Raw genomic sequence first — 23,227 nt, 5'->3', positions numbered from 1 at the left:
TTCTATCAGATTCTAGCTTTTATGCAAAGTGGGAAAAAGTAAATTCTTTTATATTTCTATTATTTTTGTCGAATCATGTAATGCTTTTTCGAAAACCGTTTAGGCAACTGAATGTCAGTGAATGCATATTCGTATCTGTTCAAAAAGGGCTAAACAAATAAATCGCCACTTTGCTTCCTATTAAGAAAGTACGTGGCGATCACACAATTTTATTTATGGGTACTTTTCAGAATGGCAACAAGTCATAAATACAGGGGACGAATTACGCCCCGCAGACAGTGGGTTCCCAAAATTTGGTTGACAGTGCTCCCGTCCGAATCACTCAAGCATTAGAAAACGATCGATATTCACCAACATGTCCTTGGAAATCGGTCTCTGCCACACGGCCTCCGCTGCAAGCTTCGGCATTGGACGCGCTGCGGTGACTTGGTCGAAACCAGCAAGCTCGCGCAAACGTCCTAAATATTCTTGTTTGCCCGACTTTCTGAACAGAACTTCGTTCAAGGAGTACGCGGCAGCCCGAAGTACGTCCGAGTCAGGCTCCAGCCGCCACATCATGAAGCGAACGGCAGCCTGTTCCTGCTCACCGGCGTGTTGTTCCGTCATGCGCTGCAGCTCATCCAATGCCTTGCCAAGGCTGATCTGTCCCAAGCGCGTTTTCAGATGCAGCTGCTGCACAAGAAGCTTGACCTGCAAGTCACGCCGTTTGAGCCGAACGGCGAGCTTCAGCGCCTCATCAGTAACCTCCGCGCAACCTTCCAGTTGATTTTGCCGCTCCATTAATAGGCTCGTGAAATAGAGCGCCTCGCATTCGAAGAAAGGGATACGAAGCTGCTTGGTCAGCCTCGCCGAACGTTCGATCCATCGGCCGGCCTCCTCATATCGGTGCTGCTCCATCAGATTGCAGCCTTCAATGCCAAGAACAACGGCGACAATATGCCAGTCCTGAATACGCACCGCTTCTTCAAGGCAGAAGGCGATGCATTGTTCCGCTTGCAGGCGGGAACCGAGCAAATAGTAATATTTGCCCAGCATGCCAACCGCCATCGCGAAGCCCATTTTTGCCCCGATCGACTTGCTGATCTCCAGCTTCTCAACGATGCAGTCGTAAGCGAGATCCATATCGTCGGTCTCAAAATAAACCAACGCTAATCCGCCCATTGCCTCCCCGACGAAAAGAGCGTCGCGGATTTCCGTGGCAAGACCGATTTGTCTCTGAAACCAATAAATCGCTTGGTCGTACTCGCTCTGGTCATAATGCAGAAAGCCGATCATACCGAGGAACCGGACATCGTCCTGCGTTTGCGTTTGTTTTCCGGTACGGGGCAATTCCATTCTCTCCAAGAAGTATTGAAGCGACTTATCGTAGCTTGCCATAAAGTAATGCAAAATACCGAGCATTCCGAATGCGAAGCCGAGACCGTCGTAGTCCTCCGTCAGCTTGAAGTGGTAAGACGCCCGTTCCAGATGAAATCCGGCTTCCTCATATTTGCCCATCATTCGTAAGCAGTTGCCAAGCGCGGCATCACAATAAGACCGCTCATTGAGCGTAACCAAGTATCCGTAATGTTCAAGCCAGTGCTTGTAAGTCTTCTCCGCCTCATTCCAATCTCCCGTCACAATCAAAGCGTCGCCGAGCTTCATCAGAATGGTCAAAGTCTGTTTAGGTATCAACAGCCTGATGAGCTTCCGATAATAATTGATTCTCGTCTCATTGGCATAGATCTTTTCCGACTCTGTAGCGGCCAATTCATAGTAGGCAATGGCCTCTCGATCCATCCCCGCAAGCTCGTAATGATAGGCGATTTCCCCGGCGACCGGTTCGATCTGCACGCGATGGCAGGCAAGCAGACCTTCCGCGATTTGCCGGTGACACCTGCGCCTCCTGCTCTCATTATTCAGCTTATACGCGGTTTCCTTGACGATGTCATGAGTGAATCCATAACTCCCACCCCCCGTCTCCTGCAATATTTTCAATTGCATCAACCGTTCCGTACGCGCTAGAATCGCTTCCTCTTCCAGGTCCGTTATCTTCACCAATTGTGCTGCGGTAACGGGCCTTCCGACGGCTGCGATGGTTGATACAAGCTTGCTGTTGACCGGCGATAGCCTGATCAACCGATTCTCAATAACGGATTTCGCCACTTGCGGCAGCCGGAATTCGCTGCTGTCCCCGTTCGTTTGCCACTCCCGCAATGTTTCCACAATAAAAAGCGGATTTCCACCGGTTTCCCTGTACAAATTCGCGGAATGGCGATCCGCCAGCGCATCGCCAATCGTTTCGACCGCCAAGCGGGTCGTTTCGTCCCGGCTCAGCGGAGCCAGCTCGATCTCGATCAGCTTCCGCTCGGATCGAAGTTCACCCAGAACACGCGCAACGGCATCTCCTGCATCTTCGTCCGTTCTCATCGTCGCCACCAAAAGCAGTCTGGCTTTGCAATCGCCGCCGATCAGGTAGGACAGAAACTGTAGCGTCTCTTCGTCGCACCACTGGATATCGTCAAGGAGAAGCATCAGCGGCTCGCTGGCCAACAGCATCCGTTCGATCGCTTCGAACCATTGGTTCAATTGCCATTTCTCTTGAATCGGAGACGGCTTCGACAAGTCCGGATATTGCTCCAGCAGCTCGGGAAGCAGACGCGCCAATTCGGACAGCCATATCGAACCGAGCTTCGGCAGCGGAAGGCTCCGGAGCCAGTTGGTTACCGGCCTATAGGATAGCGACCTGACCGACGGATAGCAGCCGGCAAAAGCGGTTTGAATCCCCAGGCTATCCAAGCATGACTTAAACTCCATGGCCAATCGGGTTTTGCCTATTCCCGCCTCTCCCTTCAAGAGAAGCAGGGCGTTTCCGCCGGCCGCGATTTGTTTCCAGGCGCCCAGCAAGCGTTCCCATTCGCTTATTCTGCCGATCAGCGGGACTTTGCTTTGCAAGTCCTTGTACATCCCGATTCCGTTTTTCGTCAGTCCTTCATACAAAAGCTGTGTCTCCTCCGAAGGTTCAATTCCGAGCTCGGCATACAGAACACCCTGCAGCTTTCGAAATGTTTGCACAACGCCCGCCATATCTTTATTCAAGGCGTGCAGCCGCATTACCGTACGGTACGTTTCCTCCCTTAACAGATCCTGACCAAGCAGCTTTTGTGCGAAAAACAGAGCCGACGCATACTCCCGCTGACGTTGCAGAGCGAATACGAGCTTGTCGAGCGCGGTCACATACGTTTGCGCTAACTGGTCCCGTCTCAGCGCGAGCCATTCCTCGCCGAACCCCGGCAGCAGTTCTCCTCTATACAGCTCTTCCGCTCTGCACAGCTCATGCATGGTTGTTCCTTGCGCCGCCTGTTCGAACTCACGCACGTCCGAATACAAGGGAAATTCAGGATTCAGACGGATAGATGCGGGCGTGATCTTCAGATAGCGATTGATTCTCGGAACGGAATCCCGAAGATCGTGAAGAAGCTTCCGCAAGTTGGATAATGCCTGCTTCTCGGTGGAGTCGGGCCAGAAATGAAAAGCGATTTGCCTTCTGCTGGGAGACGCATCAATAGCTAGGATCAAGTATGCCAGCAGCAGTGCGGCTTTTTTGCCGGGGATTTCCGATAGCTCTTCGCCGTCGAGGGTTAATTTCAAACTGCCTAACAACTGAAAACTGAAGCCTGCCAAACGGCTCTCCTCCAATCGTCAATTGGACTATTGTCAATTGTATTCGCTTATTGTGCGGAAATTCCTTTCGACAAAGCAGATAAAAAAAAGCCTTTGACGGTGGCAAAGGCTCTACATCATACTGACGAAGATTTCTAGTTGCGAACCTCCAGCATGCGGACGATGGCCGACGCGGCTTCCGCACGGGTGGACATCGCTTGCGGCGCAAATCTGCCGTCCCGGATATCCCTGGCATTGATGATGCCAGTATCTTCGGCTTTAGAAACGGCGGACATCGCCCATTTCGGAATGTCCGCATCGTCGGAGAAGCTGGTGTGCGGCACATGATTGGCCGTAGGGAGGCCAGAGGCGCGAATAACCATCGTGATCATTTCCGCATGGGTAATGTTCGCATCGGGCCGGAATGTACCGTCTTCGTACCCTTCGATAATGCCGAGCTTCATCACCTGCTGCACTGCTTTCAACGCCCAGGCTTCGATTTTACCCTTATCTTTGAAGGTAAGCGGCGTTCCCTCCTCTCCCGGGGGCAACCCTCTGACGATCATACTGACGAACTCGGCTCTAGTCACGTTCTCTTCGGGCCGAAACGTGCCGTCCGGATAACCGAAAACGATGCCGAGCGTCACTGCTTTGGCGATTTCCGAGCCCAACTTATGCCCTGCAATGTCCGTCAGGCTCACCTCATCCGTCTGAGGAGAAGGAGGATGGCTTGCAGGAGCAGGAGAATGATCGTTTATTGCGGATACAGTCACAACGCATTGTTTGTAATATCCTCCATCTTCTGAGAGTGCAGTAATCGTAGCCTGGCCTGCCGCGATGCCCGCTACTTTGCCTGTAACGTCCACTTTGGCAATGCGATCGTCACTGGTCGACCATACGATTTCTTGATAGGAAGCATTGCCTGGGACAATTATCGCCTGCAGCGTCTCGCTTTGCCCGGCGTCCAATTTGAGCGTGGTTTTATTCAGATTTACACCGTTAACATGTACCATGCCGATGGCATACAATTTGTTGTCACCAGATCCAATATATACCGCTCCGTCAGAACCGACCACCGCTGCGGCAATGATCTGGCCACCGGTTCTGAACTCCCATTTCTTCGTTCCATCCGTTTTAATCGCATAGAGCTTCGTATCGGCCGATCCAACATAGATGATTCCGTCTGCGCCGACTGCAGGTGTGGTTATGACAATGCCATCCGAATCGAATTTCCACTTCTTCGTTCCGTCGGGCTTGATTGCATAAATACCCGAGCCGCCCGAGCCAACATAGATAGTGCCGTCGGAACCTATTGTTGGGGATGAGTAGGAATTGCCACCATATAGTTTTTTATCCAAGGGATATTCCCATTTCTTCATTCCATCCGGCTTGATCGCATACAGTCTCTCTGCACCTGAAGCAATATAGACGGTACCGTCTTTTCCGATCGCCGGCGAGGTCTTCACTTCATTATTTGTTGTAAATTCCCACTTCTTCGTTCCATTCGGATTGATCGCATACAGCTTCTTATCGCGGGAACCTACGTAGATGGTGCCATTAGAATCGATCGCAGGTTTGCCACTCATTCCACCTCCTGATACGAACTCCCATTTCTTCGTTCCGTCAGGTTTAAGCGCGTAGAGCTTTCCATCCTCACATTCAACGTAGATAGTACCGTCTTCACCAAAAGCTGCCGTGGAATATAGGACATCTCCTGCTTCGAACTTCCACTTCAGCTTTCCGTCAGGAGCGACTGCATACAGATGGACCCCAGATCCGACATATACGGTGTTGTCTGCGCTAATTGCCGGCGAAGAGTAGACGGCAGCTTCTGTTGGGAACTCCCACTTCTTTTTTCCCTTTTTATCGACTGCATAGAGATTCCCGTCTGTAGATCCAATGTAAACAGTGCCGTCTATACTGATTGCAGGCGAAGACGAGCTGATCCTCCCACCTGTTTCAAACGCCCATCGCTCCACGCCGTTTGAACCTGGCAGATACAGGTTTATGTTAATACTCGGATTGGCCTCTATTCTTAAATCCGGATTTATCTGAAGATCAAGCGCCCTAGCGGGTTGAAGCGGATTGATACAAGCCAGCAGCACGGCCACATAGAAAGCAGCATAAAACAATTTTTTAGCAAACATATTGAGGCTCCTTTCGGTTGAAACCAGGATTCTTCAATACTTGACTTGCGCCTTCGGACTATTCTAAAGCAAAGAGCGCTTCAAAAGCGCTTCCCTTGCTATTGCCCATTTTGAAACGCTTTTGAAGCGCTTATTCTGTTATGCTCTGTCATACAGTTTCAATCAAAAACCTTGGAGGAAGATAATTGATGAAGAAAACACGTGTTATTCTGTTGCTCGTCATCACCGCCATGCTCTCGCTTTCGGCCGGAGCGTACGCCGCCAGCAATCTCACCGAGATTAAAGCATACCTCAACTCAGAGATCAAATTCCGCCTGGACGGCAAGTCTTGGCAGCCTCTCGACGATACTGGCAAGCAAGTGCTTCCGATCACTTATAACGGAACGACCTATTTGCCTCTTCGGGTAGTTGCCAACGCCTTTGAAATTCCGATCACATGGGAGGCCTCCACGCAAACCGTCGGCATGCGTGAGAGCAGCAACCTTACGTTGTATTCCAAGGAGGTGAAAGTGGACAATTGGAGCGAGAAGTTTTACGATTTGATTGACAAAAAACAACTAGTTTTCGGCAATCATCAGTATGATGGGGCCTATGCCTTTACGGCGGAAAACGTGGGGTTGGGTTGGTATGACGGATCGCCTAACCTGAAATTTAACTTTGGAGCAAAATACAATACTTTGCATTTGATCCTGTACTCCCCTTCGTCAATGAAGATCAGGGTGCTAAACGGCAACAATCAGCAATTGACGGAAGAGATCAGTCTCGAGGCCAATCAGGTTACGGAGCTGGATGTAGATCTGCAAGGCAGCCAATATGCAGTTGTATCGGCTTACGATGCCGCTGTTCAATCTGAAAAACCTCTTCTCTATGTTTTGAAAGACAGTTATGTTAAGACAACAGCCATTACGGATTCGCGGAAATAAATCTGACGGCAGCCGTTGCCTCTGTTGAATCCTTGCTTCTCGCAACAAAGCCCCCGACTGTCCGTCTTCTGCGGAACGTCGGGGGTGTTGTTCTTACTCCTACATTTTACCTACTATTCATAAAGAGAGACTTGAAGGATAAACATTCCGTTTCAGTTATTTCAGTTTGCTGATAAATGTGGTTTAAATGCTTATTTTCTCACGCGACACTACCGCCTCCACATGACCCGTGCACACAGTGTAGTAACCAACGAGATTAACACCTTACATGCTTCCGTTTGAAGCCAAGCTGTCCTTTAACTACTACCTTTTGAATATTATCGGAAGCATTTAGGAACTTGCTTTTTGCTTTATCTTTTTGGACTTCGACCGGGCCTACTGCCTTTGCGATTTCGACCGCCTTATCGTGGAGTGGCAAATAGGAAGTCCCCACGGTGTATATAAAATTATTCATAGCGTATTTCGTTCGTTCGGGTGAATCGTGAATCCTATTTTTCACAGTTTCGAGCATACTGGCAATTTTACTTTCGGAAAATTCACGATCCGGGCGATTACCCAAAAGCCAGCAGTAACAACTCCAGCCCGCTGACATCCTCAGCTCTTCACCGCTTATGCTCCATTGATCGGCAACTTCTTGTGCAATATCTGCTTCAGCTAAGGTTACCGCAACCACAAAATCGGACAGCATGTAAAAATAAGCCGTATCCATCCACCGCTCAAAATCCGCCATGGTCATTGCTTTTGGGTCTGCAATCACACCCGCAAAGTACATTGCGTCGTAGTTCCCGGTTGCGTAAAGCTGCTCAGCCAAGGGTTGATTTATCTTGATTTTTCTCGCGAGTGGCTTCATATCGCCTGTAGACACGCCAAACAGTGGTTCGCGAGCGCCATTGGATATATAAATTTTCTTGGTACGTTCCTTGCCGAGAGCTTCAAGCTCACGCATGATCATTTCTGAATCCATCGCATATCACTTCTTTCATCTCTTTTGGGGATCAGCAGTGCAAACTATTCGTTATGCTTGGATGACGATATTTTTCAAAAGGCGGAGATCATAGGACTCATCACGTACAATCTATTTAACCAAACCATACCTGATAATGTCCATCTATATCAAGACGGAAAAGAAGCCTTTTGTAACGGAATTATGAAGAAGGCTCGGCCCGCATTCAGCCCTCTAACCTCAACTCGGTACTAATAAAACAGATCCTATCATATTCTAAACAAAAGATACCGACAACCGGGAGGGTAATTTCGTTGAAAAAAATTAAAGTCCGTCTACGGCCTATAGTTAGTGGGATCAATATGCCTACTGTTGTAAAAACAACGATTCTTCCGGGTGACTCCATCGAAAGCCTGTTTATTGCAACCCAGGTCGGAGAAATCTATTACATTAGAAACGGAGTTCTCGGGACTTTTTTAGATATTCGCCAGCGCATCTTAAAGCTAGGTGGCTCCAGCGGCGGATACGATGAACGAGGGCTGATCGGTCTAGCTTTTCACCCCCAATTTTACTTTAACGGATTGTTCTATCTTCATTACTCCGTAGCGGGAAGCCAGGGTCCAGTTGCTTTTTCTGAATCTTTTAAGCCTAACTCATGTGATACCCAAACTATAAATCTAAAGTGGACAAATAGAGAAATACAATATGATCATATTGATACCGTTGAAGAATGGATTCTACAATCGAACGGACAACCTCAAAAACGGCGCGCATTACTTAATATCAGAAGGCCCTTTTTAAACCATAATGGTGTCAACAGCTTAAGCTTTTCACCTGAAACAGGGAAGCTTGTCTTCACGATCGGAGACGGAGGATCGGCCTATGACCCCTTTAATTTAAGCCAAGACATTATGGAAATCGCAGGTAAAATCATTGAAATTGATGTAGGCATACATACACTTATCGATAATCCAACCGTTGTTACACGTTTTAATGAACTGCCCGGACCTATTCAGGAAATGCTTACGGTCATTGTCAAAGGGGGACGCAATCTAACGGGCATTTCATTTCAAAGGGTTAACAATACGTTTATTAAATACGTAGGAAATGTCGGACAGGATCTGGTAGAATCGATTTTTTCGTTCGTTCATTATAAACCCATACCGGTTACTCAGCTTATTCAAGCTTCTATTATGGGGTCTGAACCTGACCAAGAAGGATTTATTAACTTTGGCTGGCGAGGGTGGGAAGGTAATTTACCTACTTCAGTACCAAGAGGCTGCCCTGCAAATGCGACTTTGAATGAGATAAATATTGCATATTTCGACGAAGCCGTGAAAACTTCAGTACTACGCCTTTTGCCTTTAATTAGTTATTATCATGAAGACCCCCGCCCGGGCAAGTTTGGAGGAACTGCACTCACAGGAGTTCAGGCCTACAGCGGGAATAAAATCCCTGATTTAATGGGGAGCGTCGTTTTTATCGATCTTGCTCGAAAGCAAGCAGCGCCTCCTGTTGGGGGAGTCTTGGCTTATACCAAGATAAGAGCAGATTGTAAACAAAGTGATTACAATATAATTGAAACTGATTATAATTTCGGGTCTCAAGGCGCTTATTATGTCAGTTTAGGAACAAATCTGAATCAAACCCAGCTATTTTTAGGGGTGTATGGCTCGATGAAAGTGGCCGACCCTAATCGAGGCACTGTTTTTGAGATTGTTCCATGATTCATTTGGGATGTAGTCGGGATAAATTTGTGCCCACCAAGCGAACGGATTATAAAAGCCAGCCTATCTCGCATATGCGGATCGGGCTGGCTTTTATGACTTGTATAAAGTTCAGCTTTGCTGCATACGGCAGAGTATTGCAGCTAGCCTGTCGACCACCGTCTCATACAACTCAAGGCTCTCGTCTACCCCAATCGCCCCTTCCATAACCGAAAGTAGATTTGGTACGCGCTTGAAGAACCCTTTAATTTAAAAGCCATTTCACATAATCTACGGACTTGTGTAGTTCTCGCAGGGTTTCATCGAATCTCTCCCGAAACTCGATTACTTGCTACCTCTAACTGCAACAGCGAGAGTGTAACCTCTGAAAACAAAATCTATCAACTGCCATGCCGCGGCTTGACCTGGAGACTCTGGCGGGTCCGATGCTCCCGCGATGGGCGAGGCGGCTAAGAGCCTGTTATCAGCCTACTGCGAATAGCAGGGTAAATGCCTGATTACGGGCGGCTCAGCGGCAGACTTATTTGGTAATGGGCAGACTAAAATGTTTTTTACAAACCCATACTTACCAAGGAACAAACGCACTCCACATGTGACGAGTGGACAGTGACAACAAACATATATGTGTCCGTAGGAATAGTGTTTGCTCTCTTTATTTTCTCAAAGGATATACGAGTTGTATTTCCTTTTCTGCAATTAGTCCTTCATACAACGCATGATTATGGTCTGCACCTACAATGCACAAGATTCGTTTCCCTGAGTGCTTCTTCATGGCGTTTTTTATTCGCTGAATCATTATAAGGTGTCTACATACCCACCTGAATAGATGTGCTTGCGGATTAATCCGTTCTAACCATTCGTACTTCTGTTTCGTAATAGTGTCGTATTCTAATGAATTTAACGGAATAGCACTTGAATCCCATGTTGAAAGCTGTCTTTGAAACCATTGCTCTAACTCAACATTTAATTCTTGCCTTTGATGTTCGTCGTAACTATTAAATGGGTCAAAATCCATCCAAACATCAAGTTCAACCCAATCAACGGGTACGAATTCATATTTCTCTTCTTCGCACAGAGGAAAGATTAAATCCCAATATTCACTCGCAGGTTCTCCCCAGTATCCTCGATGAGTGCTGTCCTTGTTATATTGTTCCCAACTGTTAGGAAGTACTTCACCACAAATAACATCAGGATTAAACTCTAAAATTAACTCCTTTATGAACTCCAAAGATAGATTATACTTTCGCCTAAGTTCATTATCGTGAACCACTCCTAAAATACCTATGGTTGTCACGACAGAACCTCCCACCTCGCCCACATTTCTTGTGGGTTTAATTCGTAAACTTGGCTTTCCCTGAACATGAATTGGTGCATAATAAATTCTCTTCGTACCGTTGCGAAATCTTCATGGAAACCCTTAATAAAATCATTGATTTCCTTCTCGCTATACTTCCGCCCCTTTTCCAACTGGGATACTAGATGTTCCAACACAATAAGTTTTTTCTTAAGTTGAACGGGTAGACTTTTCAATTTCCCTTCGGATGTGAAGAAGTTTTTAATGACGGAGTCCTTCATTCGCTTATAGTCATCATGCAAAATGTCCGTACCTCCTTTGGAATTAGCTTTTCGATAAATCAAATTTTCTGTAGCGGTGGCATTATTCTTGATGAAGTAATGATTTAATGAAAAATAAATAGTATTTTTATCCCTTCGCTCGTTTATCAGACTAGCTTCTCTCAGTTTCGTAGCATGGTGAGTTATTGTTGCAGGTGTTACACATAGCTTTTCCGCCAAAACTTGACCATTAAGTTCTCCGTCAGCGAGCAGAATTAAAATTTTTATTCTTGTAGGGTCTGCAAGAGCCTTATGATAGCTGACTACCTTATCCAATTGCATAGGTCGCAGTAACCTCCCCATCTAATTTAATAATCATCTAATTTATCAATCGTTTAATTAGATGATATTACGATAGGAATAAAATGTAAACATTTTTTTGTGCGTACACTATTTTCAGAAAAATTTTGTGTAGGCAAAATGAGCCTTAACTCTCTTGGAACGTTGGAATTGAAATGATTCGGCACTGGGTGGGGTCTAATCCATACGAGCCCCGTAGAGCATAATGAAAGAGCCACCCTTAACTTTGGGCGGCTCTGCTCCTATTAGTCCTTATACAGCCCCTCAACGGCTCTTAGCTTGTCTTCCTCAGTAGGCTTGGAGTAACGTAAAATCATATCTGCCGAACTGTGACCGCTAAGGGATTGAATGACCGCTATATCTTCATTCGCTCTGACAAGCCCTGTTATGAACGTGTTGCGTAGTTGGTGAGCGTGAAGGTCGTGTTGCTCTAAAAGGTGTTGAACGCTTCTGACACTAATACGCTTCTCCCTGTTGCTAATGAATAGGGCTTCATTATCGTCTGACCGTTCCTCAAGGTATTTCCTAAGTGCCCACCTCGTATCAACGTCTAGGGACAAGACGCTATGACTGATATGGTTATGCAACTTGTGACAAATAGAATCTCTGTCTATAAAAAAGACAGAAATTCTGTTAAAAGGTCAGGGAGTCTGTTACGTTCGATAATATAGGTTGACGTCTTACCTTCACCTATCTTCTTAGCGGCAAGTTGACGGGCTTGTATAGCCCTTAGAATTGTTCTAGGGCTGACTCCTATAGCTTTGGCGGCTTCTTTGCGACTCATCATCTCTTTCATCTTGTTCTCCCTCGTTGTTGGTATAAGTTAGTGACATTTGAAGGTAAAAAAATAACCTTCACACCCTAGTAGTCGTTCCATGTATTTGATAAGTTGCGAAAGGACTTGCCTATAATGTAGGTACACGCTTCCTTTCTTATTGCCCCTGCCATGACTCAGCAGGGGCTTTTTGTGTCCTTTACCTTTGGAGCGGCTACTCATTGTCGGGAAAGAGCCTGTTAGAGTCATAACCCATCTCATTGAGAACGGACTTCAAATGCTCCCCCTCAGCCCAATACGGATACTTTCCCATAGCCCCTGTTATTGCCTGTGATACGTTCGACCTGTAATCTTCCTTGCCGAATCCACCTATAAACGGTGTCCTCAGTGACCATGCGACTTCTACTATGAGCGGACAGCCGCTGAGCGATTGTAGAAATGGTGTAGTGTTTTCCCATGATTAGCGTCTCCCATCTTTTATGGACTGTTCTACAAAGGCTCTTAAGTCAGCATCACGCACTCGCCATAAAGAGCCGCCCAACTTCATTGCTTTAATCCGACCGTCACCAAGCCACTCGTAGCAAGTGACCATTTCAATATTCAGTAGTTCCGCTACTTCATCGGCGGAATACAGCCGACCAAGATATGTCTTCATATCATTCATGTTACTTACCTCCCGTAGTGTTATTGAGAATAAAGTTCCTTAGACTCTCTTGAGGAATCCGAATCGAGCCGCCGACCTTACAACTTGGCAGAGTGCCGTTACTACACATGGCGTAGACCGTTGTGTACGAAAGTTGCAAGATGTCCATTGCTTCTTTAATAGTGAATAAGCGTTCCATGAGAACCGCCCCTTTCAGTTGTGAATTGGTTACAGTCACAATATAAGTAATCAGGTGGCAGGATTAACAAAGGCTTGTACAAATAAAGAAAAATCATTAATTAACCGATAATAACGGCTCATTTAGTTCAGGAAAGTGGAGAGAGAACGAAGGTAACCTTTTTCATAGAAAATCGGGGAATTAACGTAGATAGATTCTGCGATAATAGCGAGTTAGCATCTGAACAAAACGAATTTCCATTATGAAATCAATAATGAGTAATTGGGGTATAAATTAAAGCCCATCGCAACGAATCGCTGACATAGAACGACGATTATTTGTGAAGGGGTTGATAGTCATGAAGGTAGAACGGGCATTTAACGGAAGCAATAACTTAGAGGATATTCTGCTTTCGATGATTAAGGCTCACATTGACAAGCTGAACAAGCCTGAATACGATGAAAATAGAGCAAACACCATTCCTTCACAGGACACTGAAGGGATGGCAAGTTAAATGAGTTTGAAGGTAGTTATTTATGCACGAGTGAGTACGACTAGGGACGCACAGAAAGATAGTATTGATAATCAAATTGCTTATGCTATGGATTTGATTACACGAAACGGTTGGACTGTAGCAGGTACTTACATCGACAATGGTATTAGTGGGCTGAAAGTCAAAAATCGTGCACAAATGCAACGATTGCTTGCCGATGCGAAAAAGAAGAAGTTTGATGCGGTTATAGCTAAATCCGTTTCTCGACTTGGGCGGAATTTAGTAGGAAACTTGCAGACGGCAGACATTATCGTAAGTTCCAAAGTTCGTTTGATTCTTCCTGAAGATAATTACGATTCTGCTTCAAGCCAAAGTAAGTTCAACTTCAATATCCGGGCTTTATTGGCGGAAGAGGATAGTGCTACCTTCTCGCGTAGAATCAAGCTAGGAAGACAAGGGAGTGCAAAACGGGGAAAGTATCAGGCTTCTTTACCTGCATACGGCTACGTGAGGGATGAGAATGGAAATCTTGTTCCTGATGAAGTGACCGCCCCGACAGTGCAAAGCATTTTCAACTGGTATTTACATGACGGTTGGGGGATGCAAAAAATCAGTAACTACTTGACCGAGCATGGTTATCCCACCCCTAGAACGGTGGCTAATGCAGGAAATCAGGGGATGGTTTGGCAACAGTCAACCATTAAGTGTATTTTGACGAACGTCACTTACACCGGAACACTATGCCAACATCGTGAAGAGATAGTAAGCCACATGACTAAGGAACGGGTCAAAGTCCCCGAAGATAAACAGATTATCTTTGAGAACGCCCACCCCGCCCTGATTTCAAAGGAAGATTTCCACGCCGTACAAGACCTTATGAAATCAAGGGGAAAGAGCCACAGCAACGGTCAAGAAAGCCTATTCGCGCATCTTATGCTGTGTCCTGATTGTGGTCAGGGCATGACATATCGTAAGGATAGGTTAAAAAAGCAAAACGGGGCTTACGTATGCTGTGGGTACGTAAAACGTGGGAAGTCTTATTGTTCTTCTCACGTTATCGGCTATAATGCGTTACTCGCGGCGGTAAAGAATGACCTAAAGGAACTGATTGGCAGTAACGTCAGATTGGACAGGCTATTCGATGCAGTAAAAGGGAATGTTGGTCTAAAACAATCCGCTCTAATCAAAGAGTTAAACAAGCTGAATAAGCAACAAGAACAGCTAGAGAAGAATGTTCAGGGGCTTATAACCCTCTTCTCCAATCAAGCTCTAACCCTTGAACAGTTTACCGCTCAAAATCAACGGAATCAGGCAGAACAACAAACCCTTGCCAAACGCAAAGCGGAATTGGAATCCGTTCTCGAAACACAAAAAGACACGGAAGAGCAATTCCGTGCCTTTCAGAAGAAAATTGCGTTGTTTGCACAGCTTAACATTGACGATGAGCAAGTTCTAAAGCAATTGCTCCATCAGGTAATTGATAAGATAGAAGTCCATCAAGATGGCTCTATCAAGATTCACTACAACATCGCCCCCCCCCCCCCCCCCTCAGGGAATGGGTGAATTATTGCAGGGGGCTTAATGGGAAGCCCCTTTCCATTTAAGTAACACTGAACACTCCACATGTACCGTATGCGGGAGCATGTGGGAGTTGTTTGGATTATGTGTTAGTTGCTTAGAACCCTTGATTTATAAGGGTTTTAACCAATGCGTATTGTTCGTTTTGTTCCTGTTTTAATGCTTGTTGACGATGTTCGTCAACAAGGCGTCAACATAAACATTTGGTGTCTACTTTCTATTGTTGCCTCTTTAGGCTCACGCTCATTACCTTCTTTGCATAGTCAAGATGTTCATGATCTAACTTCACTTCCACGCGACCTCTTCTGCGCGCCTCACGCCATAGAAGCAGCTCTTCCTCATTCTCCAGCTTCAATTCGGCTATTTCCTGTGCGCGGTCGAATATATACTTTGACGTAAAAGCAATGCTCCGAACTCCATGACCACCGGGGAGAATGATTTCTTCCCTTGTTTCCCATTCCTCAATTTCGAACACTACATAAAGCTTATCCAGAGGATTGTGCTTTGAGGGAATTACCGTGATTTCACCGCGTTTAACAATCTTCCAATCTCTTATTCTTCCATAGTATCTAACACCTACTATTTCATTAGTCTTACCGAAAAACTTCTTTGATTGATAAAGCGCCACATATTCCAATTGTGTAAGTATCTTATGATTCGTGATATTCTCAAGAGGAGTATGATAAAAATTATACTTTAGCGCTACTTCCAACTGTTCCTCACGACTCATGCAACCGACCAGTACATTTTTCCCGCTATACTTATTATCGTAGTACTCTTTCGATCCTTTTGGTCGAATGGCTCGCTCATACGCATTTTCGGGACTATCCAAAATAATCTCATCCAGAAACTCTTCCAGCAATTTTGTTGATCCCGGCAGAAAAGGAAACGCCCCGACATTAACAACCTTTATGCTTTTGTAAAATCGATGCTCCCTATATTTCTTTTCATCCGGGTAAGGAAACAATACATACGCCCCAAACATCGTCCGCTCGAACTGCTCCGAGTCCTTCTCCGCATGAACTATGGCGTCCCGGTAGCGATGCATCGTGTTGATATCGCCCTCTTCAGGTCCTGGAAGCCCATCATAGGTCGCATAATAAGGTGTCCCAGGCTCCGCAGGATTCAATCGATACTTCGCATCAAACACGTACTTATACTCCGTAGACGTCTCCATTTTTCGAAGAGTAAGTACGTTATCCGGCTTCTGCGTAAGCGTCGGTCCCCGAAGCGCTTGATTGTAAAACAGCTTAAAAATTTCTCCGTTTTTCGGGTTGCGGTAAGTCACCGTCGACGCTGCAGATTTCTTAAGTTTAACGAAAACCCCACTATAATCTAACTTTATGATGTCTTGCCTGACCAACTCATACTTGTTACTTAGCAACTGATGTATCTTAAGGAAGCACCAATATTCATAAAGAGTGGCTAAATCCTTCAAAGACAACCGGAATAAGTCATCCTGAATGGTGAGGCCTTTGAGCAGCATAAGGTAGTACTTGTATACTTCTCGATACCCTGGAGCCATCTGCATCACTAGGGAAACCGACATTTGCTTCATAGTTCCCACTTGTAAAAAATCAAACTGAAGCACCCTTCGAACTTCCTTCTGCATACGGGTCATCGTCTGAGCCAACATAGGGTCCTCTAGTCTTTTCTGGTCCTTTAGTAACTGCCACAAGTCTTTTAGCTTCCGCTCAATTCGGAGGAACACCCATCGAACAAAACGATTTTCCTGCGTGTCATAATTAACGACTCTTCGAGTATCCAACACATGCGTTGGAACATATCTTTCGCCTCTGACTCGAACCATTCCGTTCGTGGGATCTTTGACCAGTTGCTGCGGATGTTTACTCAAGTACTGTAAGGTTTTGATATTAATTTTCTTTGCCCTCTCGGCTGGGACAATGCGTTGACTCTGATGCATTTGCGTGTGAGGGGAGCCTCCTATCCGTTGGACAGCTTTTATAAGTTGGTCAAAAAGATAGCGTAATATCGTAAAATATTCCGTTAAACTTTGCTGTTTCGTCTCTTTCAGGCCCGTTAACTGATATGTTTTGCGCAGGAAATCAAAGATCAGGTTATGAATCTGGTGATTCACATCTTGAAGAATGACCTGATAATCCCTCTTGTAATCCATCTTCACAGGGAAAACTTCCAACCTAATCCTCAATAGAGATGAAGTGCTTGATCGCAATTCCAGCTCTGAAAATCCGATCTCATTCTGAAAATTCAAGTTCCCTGACAGAACCCGCTTTCCCTTCGGCAATACCGCCTCGCGCAACGAATAATTTTCATGGTAAAAAGATAAGTCTATATCCGCCTTCTTCTCAACCAATAAATTGTAGGTTTGCGTCTCGTAAAAGATCGGAAAGCAAGCTTGTTCGTTCTGCCAAGGCTCTAGCTCTCCACGATTGGGATTAAAGACAGCAATAGATAGAACCTGCAATTGATCGGAGTAAATAGATACGTGAAGATCCGCCTGCTCCCACACTCTCTCTTCTGTCCGATGTAGCCGGAGCATATCTACCGTTGGATGGTACGGTTTCCCCTCTAAGTAGAGATCAAACAGATTCGTTTCAATGTGCAGGAGAATCACGCTCTTTTTAAGAGACCCAAAATGAAGTGAATCCGTCATCATCAAGCCTCCGTAGCATGTAGATAAGCTTCCTACTGGATTGAGGATATTTGACATTATTTTCGGTTACATGCTTAGTCCACAACTTCTCAACATCTCTTTCTCCATCCAAATATTCTTTGCTTTGAACGGTGGAACCCGTAATACAGAGCAATAAGATCTCGATGATTACCTTTTTCACTGCTGAGTTGTTGCCCTGAATTCGGGGTAGAATCTTCTGCATGATCTGCATATCCATTGCGTCATCGGTAGTCATCAAAGAGAACCGTTCGTTGTATATCAAGTAGAAACAAATTGAATCCCTGACACGGAAACCAACGTGCGAGTGGATATTTTCAAGAATCGTGTTGATTCTTACCAATTGACCTACAGTTCTTTGGACAACATCTTTATTGTTTGCGTATGCGTCCTTTAACTGTAAGTAGTCGCTGGTCAAAAAACTCGCCGCTGGGTACACAGCCTCTGATTCTTCTTCCGTAATACCTACAATATCTTCTAATCCATGAAAACTGTCGAGTTGGATATGATTGAATTCGATGGTATTGGCTCGGTCCAATACCTTTTTGCTAAAAGGATGCGTGGTTTCATCCATGTTCACCGTACCTATGAAGAACACATTTTCAGGGATACCAAAATTGCTACCTACTTGATCTTCAGTAACAATTTTATCGGTCACAATGTGCCCATCTTGCCAACGCTGCGTTTCTAAGATACTGAGCAAATCGCTAAAATAGTGCTCTACTCTCGCTAGGTTCATCTCATCTAAACAAACAAAGTAGGGTTTCTGCCGGTTCTCCGGCTCAGATGCCGCTTCTAGTACGTAGGTTAATTTTCCGCGGCGGAATGTTCCACCCAGATCCTTGTAACCTATTAGATCGGACGGGTCATTCCAATCCGGTCTAACCGGAATAAGCGTAAACTGCCCATTCGCTTCTGTTGCCCCCAGGGCTTCTGCGAACTTTTGGATGAGCTTCGTTTTTCCGGTGCCGGAAATACCAGCCAAGATAACAAAAGGCTTTGTTTTTAAGGAAAGGTAGAAGTTCTCAATTAGTTTGTCGGGATATTGGAAGCCTTGATGATTAATATATCTTTTCATTTTTTGTAAAACACCAAAAATTTGATCGTCGTCTTGCTTGTAGTTAAATATTTCCACTTCAATCGATTCACCACCAATGTTTGTTTCTTTATCCTTTAAGTGTAGCTGTTCCCAGATTGGAAGAAACAAATGGAAATAGTGATATAATTTAGCTTCCAGATCGAACCCTTCATTCAGAAGCTCATCCGGTTTAAAGAACTTAGTTATTCCAGTCTTTGAACCGGTTTTCGTCCGAATATAGGATACGTAGCTCTCAATATCCTGTATTTTTTCTCCTGAATTTAACCATTCTGAGGTTATAACAAAGCCCTCTTCTTTTAATAAGCGTAAGACTATCGGCTTATATCTGTCCTCCATAAGAATGTTAATGAACCGTTGTTCGAGTGCTCTCATTTGTGCTTCCTTTTTTTCTTTAACAGAAGCATCAATTCTTCCTGTTGAGGAACCTCCTGAGCCAAAACAAAAGGTAACTTCAAGAAGATCTTTTTGAAATACCCATGAATATTGAAAACTAAAGGATTTATCTGCGTGTATGGAGATTCCCGACCAAAGATAATCCTTCGGTTGGTTACCATAAGGTGTAGGACTACCGATTCTTGCTTCGATAATATGGTCATCATTTAATTGATTCTTATTTATAAATGAACGAGCAAACTCTGCAGCCACATCGTTATAATTTTTAAGAACAGCTTCATTTTGTTTTCGCAATTCCGTCATTAAAATTTTCTTTTCGTCCAACGTTTTATCTTCTTTTTGAATTGTCTTAACAGCGTTAGAAATTTTACTGTAAGTTCCAAACAACTCTGAGCCAATTATTGTGTTTATATTCATTTTCAAGTTACCACCTTAGACAAATTAATGAAATCTAGTGGAGAATTTTCTAAGGGATTTGGATTTGGGGTTAATAAAAGCTAACTATTACTTTCTAAGGAAGTTATCTATAATTATTGCTAGCTTTTCCAAATCCCTTTTCTTTGTTTGACAGTCCCAAATAGTAAGAACCCCCCAGCCCATTTCAATGAGTTTTATTATATTTTCTGTATCACGTTTTATATTTCTACTAATTTTATCTTCCCAAAACTCCTTATTTGTTTCGGGTAGTTGCGACTTTTTGCAATTATTATGACCGTGCCAGAAACAACCGTTGACAAATATCACCTTTTTATGTTTTGGCAGAACAATATCAGGCTTACCAGGGAGATCGGTTCTATGTAGTCTAAATCGATATCCCATTTTATGCAAAAGACGCCGGACTATTAGTTCCGGCGTTGTATTTTTAGACTTTACCTTGCTCATTATTTGACTTCTTTTTTCTTTACTAAAGGAATCCATGAAAATTACCTCAGTAATCATACAAAGTTTTTAAAATTATTTATATAGCTTGATTCTTTGAAAAACAATTCATCAACCCCTGCTCTTGACTGATATGCAATGTATCGATTTAAAACATTTTGAATGTACTCTTTACGTAAATAAAGTAATTTATTCAGTTTGTCTGATTTCACATCATTTTCATGCAGAGTAGTAACTTCGTAAAAATTCCATTTAATAATTTTTACTTTTTTTTCTTCAGAAAAAGGAACAGCCATATAAAAACAGTTAGGGGTATCGGAATTTTTGAGACTTTCCCCTATCGGATTTGGTTCAATTCTACCTACCAAAAATTTAATATGTGAATCAACTTTTGTCGTATTAAAGGTATCACAATATGGTGTAATACACAAAAGATATGTTTCGTTCTCAACCCTATGGTAAATCGCTCCAGTTTCAATTTGGTTATTCTTACTTTCATTGAACTTCATCAATTTTGTGAAATTATAAATTTGTTTTTTATAAGAAATGCTAAATTCCGACTCGCCTCCAAAATACGCCGGCCAGAGAACAAGTAACTCTAATAATTTTTCCTTTTCAATATCAAAACCACTAATCTTACCAAAAAAATCATTTTTCAAATCATCATATGGCTTGCTTTCACTATTTGAAAGCCACTCTGCTATAATTGAGGTTACATTATTTTCCCAAATAAACTTTTTGAATTGACTACTTAACTTAAGATTAAAGAAGTTGCTTATGTTATTAAGATTTTCTTCATTAAAAGGACATTTTGTTAGTGAAGTTGTTATATCCGCTTGTAATGAATTATTATTTTTTTCATTCAAGAACTCATCCCAAAGCATTACTATAAGAAATAAATCTTTTTGTAATTCCGAATTATCGACTAATCCAATTATTTTTTCTTCTAGCGATTGTAGATCATGCTGATGATCTTGGATTGTTTTAACTAGTTGTGATACAAAAACTGAATTTCTAAACAAATTAATTAGGGGCTTTTTCGTTTTATCCGATCCGATTTCAAAAATCAGTTTCACCATTTTATCAAAAGAAAATCCATCTATCTGAATCTTAGTGACATTCTTTAATCGCGTAATTTTATTTTCAACAACAAAATTATACTTATAGTCTTCTTGCTCACCTTCCATTACAAGCCCTAAAAATTTATCAGTTAAAAATCTAGCAATTTCATTTTCCTGGATCTTAGCAGTAAGTATTTGAGAAAAAATCACCTTTTCAAAAGGGGCGCTAAACTCTAGCATTGCCCTACTTATGTTATTATTGATTCTTGAAGCTGTATCCATAAAATGAAGAACCAAGCTTTTATCCGCCAAAAGCTTCTGTGAGATTTCCGGAATGATTTCCCTCGGCTTAAATTGGTTTTTGGAAATAATAAACCCGAATAACTTATGTCCAGAATCACTTATATTTTCGAAAAAATAACCATTCCGTTTTGTTATCAAGTTATTTTTTGATAAATAGTCCATGATACCCTCAAAATCATCGGATGCTGTATAAATAACAGCGCACTTTAAACCTTTACCAAAACTCGCATACTTATGTAATATTGCTGAAGCCGCCGTTCCTGGCTCTACAGCATTGATTTGGGAATTTTCTAAATCCCAGTCAACGATTAATAGCTTGATTGTAGAAAGTAAGCTTGCCAATACTTCTTCAACTTGTGCAACATCAATTGTCGAATCATACCTAAATGGTGTAGTAGCAAAACCCTCTTCCATTAATTGTACATGTATTGCTGACTCAGGCTGTAAGGAATATTTTTTTTGGGGCACTGCTGGAGCCGCTGCCGCGGCGGACTCATCCATACTCGCCTTAAGAAATCCCTTTTCTTCTTCCGACGCAACTAAAAGTGTCGGATCTACAGCTCCATAATCAATATTGCTTATGTCCGCGTCTGTAGTCACTTCTACAACAACCCTTACATTTAGATCCAATTCATCATCTATTATTAGTATAGAATTAAAGTAATCCTTAACTATATTATTTATGTAGGTTAATTCTGCAGTCGAACTCATCTTTGCACCTCTCGTAGTATCGAATCTTTATTAAACTGAATACCAAAACAAGCTCCACCAATATTTCTCAGGGTATGAATGTTATCTTCTAGAAACAAGAAGTGCCCCCTTGATTCTAAGGTATCTCTTGAAAGAAATAATCCTAAACCCCTACCTTGCATTTTTTTGGTAAAGTATGGTTCAAAAATCCTTGCCTCATCTGATTCTTTTACCCCCTGGCCAGTATCATGGATAAACAATGTTTGATTTGTTCCAGAGTAATAAAAATGAATTTCCCGTTTATTTTGATTGAGCATCCAATAAATTGCATTCGATACTACATTGGCAATAGGAGTAAATAATACTGACTCAATTTCTCTTACTATTATATTTTCAGGCACTTCATTAACTATTTTAATTGTGTATTTTCTTATATCTGTTGAAAAATACTCCAGTAGATCATCGATAAATAGTCTTAAATTTATATCTTTTGCTCTTTTTCTTGACTGTCTGTATAAGGGACTCATTCTGGCTTGAAGCCGCTCTAATGAAGCAAAAGATTGATTAACTCTCTGAATAATAGGCGCCAAAGGAGTTGGTTTAAGTGCTTTAGATAACGCATCAACATTATCTCTAATTACTTTGTTTAAGGAGTTAAATTCATGACTCGTCATCTCGGCCGCAAGTCCCACTGCTGATAGATCACGATACATATCAACTTCCTTCTTCAGCAGTCCTATCAAAAATTCATCATTATTTATAATGTTGATATTATTTAAATTATCGATAACTTTACTTAACAATAATTCTGTGTTTCTTAGGATTGTACTTTGCTTTATTCCATTTTCATAACTTAAAATCATCTCTTGCATTCTATTAATATCAGAATCGAAATCCTGTAATATTTCTTGAACTGCTTTTTGTAGAGTATTGTCTTTTAATAATAAAGTTTTGTTGTTCATTTTATATTGATTAAACTTCTTCTGGTACTCGGCAAGCTTCTCCATTTCTTTATTTATTTTATTTCTATTTTCTTCGGTTGAATTAATTAATAAATTCACTTGACTCTTGCGAATTCGTCCTTAAGAACCGAATAAGGGCAGACTTGTAGTAGGACGTAGGATTCATTTGGTTAGGCAGGGATCTTGAGATGTTTAAGGATGTCGAATAACGGCTTTTTCTCCAG

The 23,227-nt window shown here is 43.1% G+C and carries 19 protein-coding genes; 4 read left to right on the top strand and 15 right to left on the bottom strand.

Features of this window, described 5'->3' with window-relative positions; all coding sequences use genetic code 11:
* Positions 1–318: 318 nt before the first annotated feature.
* Positions 319–3,663 carry an ATP-binding protein gene (locus LRL21_RS43520; protein ID WP_240421986.1) on the bottom strand — a complete coding sequence of 1,115 codons (3,345 nt, stop codon included), beginning with the start codon at positions 3,661–3,663 and terminating at the stop codon, positions 319–321.
* 134 nt (positions 3,664–3,797) lie between these two features.
* Positions 3,798–5,789, bottom strand: a complete 1,992-nt coding sequence (locus LRL21_RS43515) for an S-layer homology domain-containing protein (protein ID WP_240421985.1) — start codon at positions 5,787–5,789, stop codon at positions 3,798–3,800.
* 188 nt (positions 5,790–5,977) lie between these two features.
* Here LRL21_RS43515 and LRL21_RS43510 point away from each other — a divergent pair, with 188 nt between their 5' ends.
* Positions 5,978–6,712, top strand: coding sequence for a stalk domain-containing protein (locus LRL21_RS43510; RefSeq protein WP_240421994.1), 735 nt, complete (start codon positions 5,978–5,980; stop codon positions 6,710–6,712).
* A 256-nt stretch (positions 6,713–6,968) separates the two neighbouring features.
* Here LRL21_RS43510 and LRL21_RS43505 read toward each other — a convergent pair whose 3' ends face one another.
* The gene (locus LRL21_RS43505) at positions 6,969–7,676 is read right to left on the bottom strand and encodes a DNA alkylation repair protein (RefSeq protein WP_240421984.1); all 708 of its coding nucleotides are present in this window, start codon (positions 7,674–7,676) and stop codon (positions 6,969–6,971) included.
* Between the two features lie 293 nt (positions 7,677–7,969).
* Here LRL21_RS43505 and LRL21_RS43500 point away from each other — a divergent pair, with 293 nt between their 5' ends.
* Positions 7,970–9,382 (top strand): PQQ-dependent sugar dehydrogenase, encoded by a 1,413-nt coding sequence (locus LRL21_RS43500; RefSeq protein WP_240421983.1) that lies wholly within the window; start codon positions 7,970–7,972, stop codon positions 9,380–9,382.
* A gap of 652 nt (positions 9,383–10,034) precedes the next feature.
* Here LRL21_RS43500 and LRL21_RS43495 read toward each other — a convergent pair.
* From LRL21_RS43495 to LRL21_RS47160, 7 genes are all read right to left on the bottom strand, one after another.
* Entirely contained in the window at positions 10,035–10,676 is a 642-nt protein-coding gene (locus LRL21_RS43495; protein ID WP_240421982.1) for a hypothetical protein, read from the bottom strand.
* Positions 10,673–11,278 carry a DUF2087 domain-containing protein gene (locus LRL21_RS43490; RefSeq protein WP_240421981.1) on the bottom strand — a complete coding sequence of 202 codons (606 nt, stop codon included), beginning with the start codon at positions 11,276–11,278 and terminating at the stop codon, positions 10,673–10,675. The genes LRL21_RS43495 and LRL21_RS43490 overlap by 4 nt, the downstream gene beginning before the upstream one ends.
* A gap of 263 nt (positions 11,279–11,541) precedes the next feature.
* Positions 11,542–11,856 (bottom strand): tyrosine-type recombinase/integrase, encoded by a 315-nt coding sequence (locus LRL21_RS43485; protein ID WP_240421993.1) that lies wholly within the window; start codon positions 11,854–11,856, stop codon positions 11,542–11,544.
* 50 nt (positions 11,857–11,906) lie between these two features.
* The gene (locus tag LRL21_RS43480; RefSeq protein ID WP_240421980.1) at positions 11,907–12,092 is read right to left on the bottom strand and encodes a MerR family transcriptional regulator; all 186 of its coding nucleotides are present in this window, start codon (positions 12,090–12,092) and stop codon (positions 11,907–11,909) included.
* 266 nt (positions 12,093–12,358) lie between these two features.
* Positions 12,359–12,529: a hypothetical protein gene (locus LRL21_RS43475; RefSeq protein ID WP_240421979.1), complete on the bottom strand. Its 171-nt coding sequence runs from the start codon at positions 12,527–12,529 to the stop codon at positions 12,359–12,361.
* A 2-nt stretch (positions 12,530–12,531) separates the two neighbouring features.
* Positions 12,532–12,735, bottom strand: a complete 204-nt coding sequence (locus LRL21_RS43470; RefSeq protein WP_240421978.1) for a helix-turn-helix domain-containing protein — start codon at positions 12,733–12,735, stop codon at positions 12,532–12,534.
* Between the two features lies 1 nt (position 12,736).
* Positions 12,737–12,913 carry a helix-turn-helix domain-containing protein gene (locus tag LRL21_RS47160; protein ID WP_420832572.1) on the bottom strand — a complete coding sequence of 59 codons (177 nt, stop codon included), beginning with the start codon at positions 12,911–12,913 and terminating at the stop codon, positions 12,737–12,739.
* Between the two features lie 337 nt (positions 12,914–13,250).
* Between LRL21_RS47160 and LRL21_RS43465 the strand changes: the two genes are divergently transcribed.
* Both LRL21_RS43465 and LRL21_RS43460 read left to right on the top strand, forming a co-directional pair.
* Positions 13,251–13,406 (top strand): hypothetical protein, encoded by a 156-nt coding sequence (locus LRL21_RS43465; protein ID WP_240421977.1) that lies wholly within the window; start codon positions 13,251–13,253, stop codon positions 13,404–13,406.
* Positions 13,407–14,948: a recombinase family protein gene (locus tag LRL21_RS43460; protein ID WP_240421976.1), complete on the top strand. Its 1,542-nt coding sequence runs from the start codon at positions 13,407–13,409 to the stop codon at positions 14,946–14,948.
* A 232-nt stretch (positions 14,949–15,180) separates the two neighbouring features.
* Here LRL21_RS43460 and LRL21_RS43455 read toward each other — a convergent pair whose 3' ends face one another.
* The 5 genes from LRL21_RS43455 to LRL21_RS43435 all read right to left on the bottom strand — a co-directional run bounded on the left by LRL21_RS43455 (position 15,181) and on the right by LRL21_RS43435 (position 23,102).
* Positions 15,181–17,601, bottom strand: a complete 2,421-nt coding sequence (locus LRL21_RS43455) for a DUF2357 domain-containing protein (protein WP_338044778.1) — start codon at positions 17,599–17,601, stop codon at positions 15,181–15,183.
* Positions 17,567–19,525 (bottom strand): McrB family protein, encoded by a 1,959-nt coding sequence (locus tag LRL21_RS43450; RefSeq protein ID WP_240421975.1) that lies wholly within the window; start codon positions 19,523–19,525, stop codon positions 17,567–17,569. Before LRL21_RS43450 ends, LRL21_RS43455 begins: the two co-directional genes overlap by 35 nt.
* Before the next feature lie 87 nt (positions 19,526–19,612).
* On the bottom strand, positions 19,613–20,026 hold the full coding sequence (locus tag LRL21_RS43445; RefSeq protein ID WP_240421974.1) for a very short patch repair endonuclease: 414 nt from the start codon (positions 20,024–20,026) through the stop codon (positions 19,613–19,615).
* Between the two features lie 17 nt (positions 20,027–20,043).
* Positions 20,044–22,062 carry a response regulator receiver domain gene (locus tag LRL21_RS43440; RefSeq protein ID WP_240421973.1) on the bottom strand — a complete coding sequence of 673 codons (2,019 nt, stop codon included), beginning with the start codon at positions 22,060–22,062 and terminating at the stop codon, positions 20,044–20,046.
* Positions 22,059–23,102, bottom strand: a complete 1,044-nt coding sequence (locus tag LRL21_RS43435; RefSeq protein ID WP_240421972.1) for an ATP-binding protein — start codon at positions 23,100–23,102, stop codon at positions 22,059–22,061. Before LRL21_RS43435 ends, LRL21_RS43440 begins: the two co-directional genes overlap by 4 nt.
* Between the last annotated feature and the right edge of the window lie 125 nt (positions 23,103–23,227).

Origin of the sequence: Paenibacillus periandrae (assembly GCF_022458865.1) — a bacterium.
GTDB classification, from domain to species: Bacteria; Bacillota; Bacilli; order Paenibacillales; family NBRC-103111; genus Paenibacillus_S; species Paenibacillus_S periandrae.
Note: the sequence above shows the minus strand (reverse complement) of the source record. Positions and strands in the feature narration are given on the sequence as shown.

Coding starts and splice junctions, on each gene's coding strand:
- LRL21_RS43515 (WP_240421985.1), bottom strand. CDS start 5,789: ATGTTTGCTAAAAAATTGTTTTATGCTGCTTTCTATGTGGCCGTGCTG.
- LRL21_RS43510 (WP_240421994.1), top strand. CDS start 5,978: ATGAAGAAAACACGTGTTATTCTGTTGCTCGTCATCACCGCCATGCTC.
- LRL21_RS43505 (WP_240421984.1), bottom strand. CDS start 7,676: ATGGATTCAGAAATGATCATGCGTGAGCTTGAAGCTCTCGGCAAGGAA.
- LRL21_RS43490 (WP_240421981.1), bottom strand. CDS start 11,278: ATGCAATTGGATAAGGTAGTCAGCTATCATAAGGCTCTTGCAGACCCT.
- LRL21_RS43480 (WP_240421980.1), bottom strand. CDS start 12,092: ATGAAAGAGATGATGAGTCGCAAAGAAGCCGCCAAAGCTATAGGAGTC.
- LRL21_RS43475 (WP_240421979.1), bottom strand. CDS start 12,529: ATGGGAAAACACTACACCATTTCTACAATCGCTCAGCGGCTGTCCGCT.
- LRL21_RS43470 (WP_240421978.1), bottom strand. CDS start 12,735: ATGAATGATATGAAGACATATCTTGGTCGGCTGTATTCCGCCGATGAA.
- LRL21_RS47160 (WP_420832572.1), bottom strand. CDS start 12,913: ATGGAACGCTTATTCACTATTAAAGAAGCAATGGACATCTTGCAACTT.
- LRL21_RS43465 (WP_240421977.1), top strand. CDS start 13,251: ATGAAGGTAGAACGGGCATTTAACGGAAGCAATAACTTAGAGGATATT.
- LRL21_RS43460 (WP_240421976.1), top strand. CDS start 13,407: ATGAGTTTGAAGGTAGTTATTTATGCACGAGTGAGTACGACTAGGGAC.
- LRL21_RS43455 (WP_338044778.1), bottom strand. CDS start 17,601: ATGATGACGGATTCACTTCATTTTGGGTCTCTTAAAAAGAGCGTGATT.
- LRL21_RS43450 (WP_240421975.1), bottom strand. CDS start 19,525: ATGAATATAAACACAATAATTGGCTCAGAGTTGTTTGGAACTTACAGT.
- LRL21_RS43445 (WP_240421974.1), bottom strand. CDS start 20,026: ATGGATTCCTTTAGTAAAGAAAAAAGAAGTCAAATAATGAGCAAGGTA.
- LRL21_RS43440 (WP_240421973.1), bottom strand. CDS start 22,062: ATGAGTTCGACTGCAGAATTAACCTACATAAATAATATAGTTAAGGAT.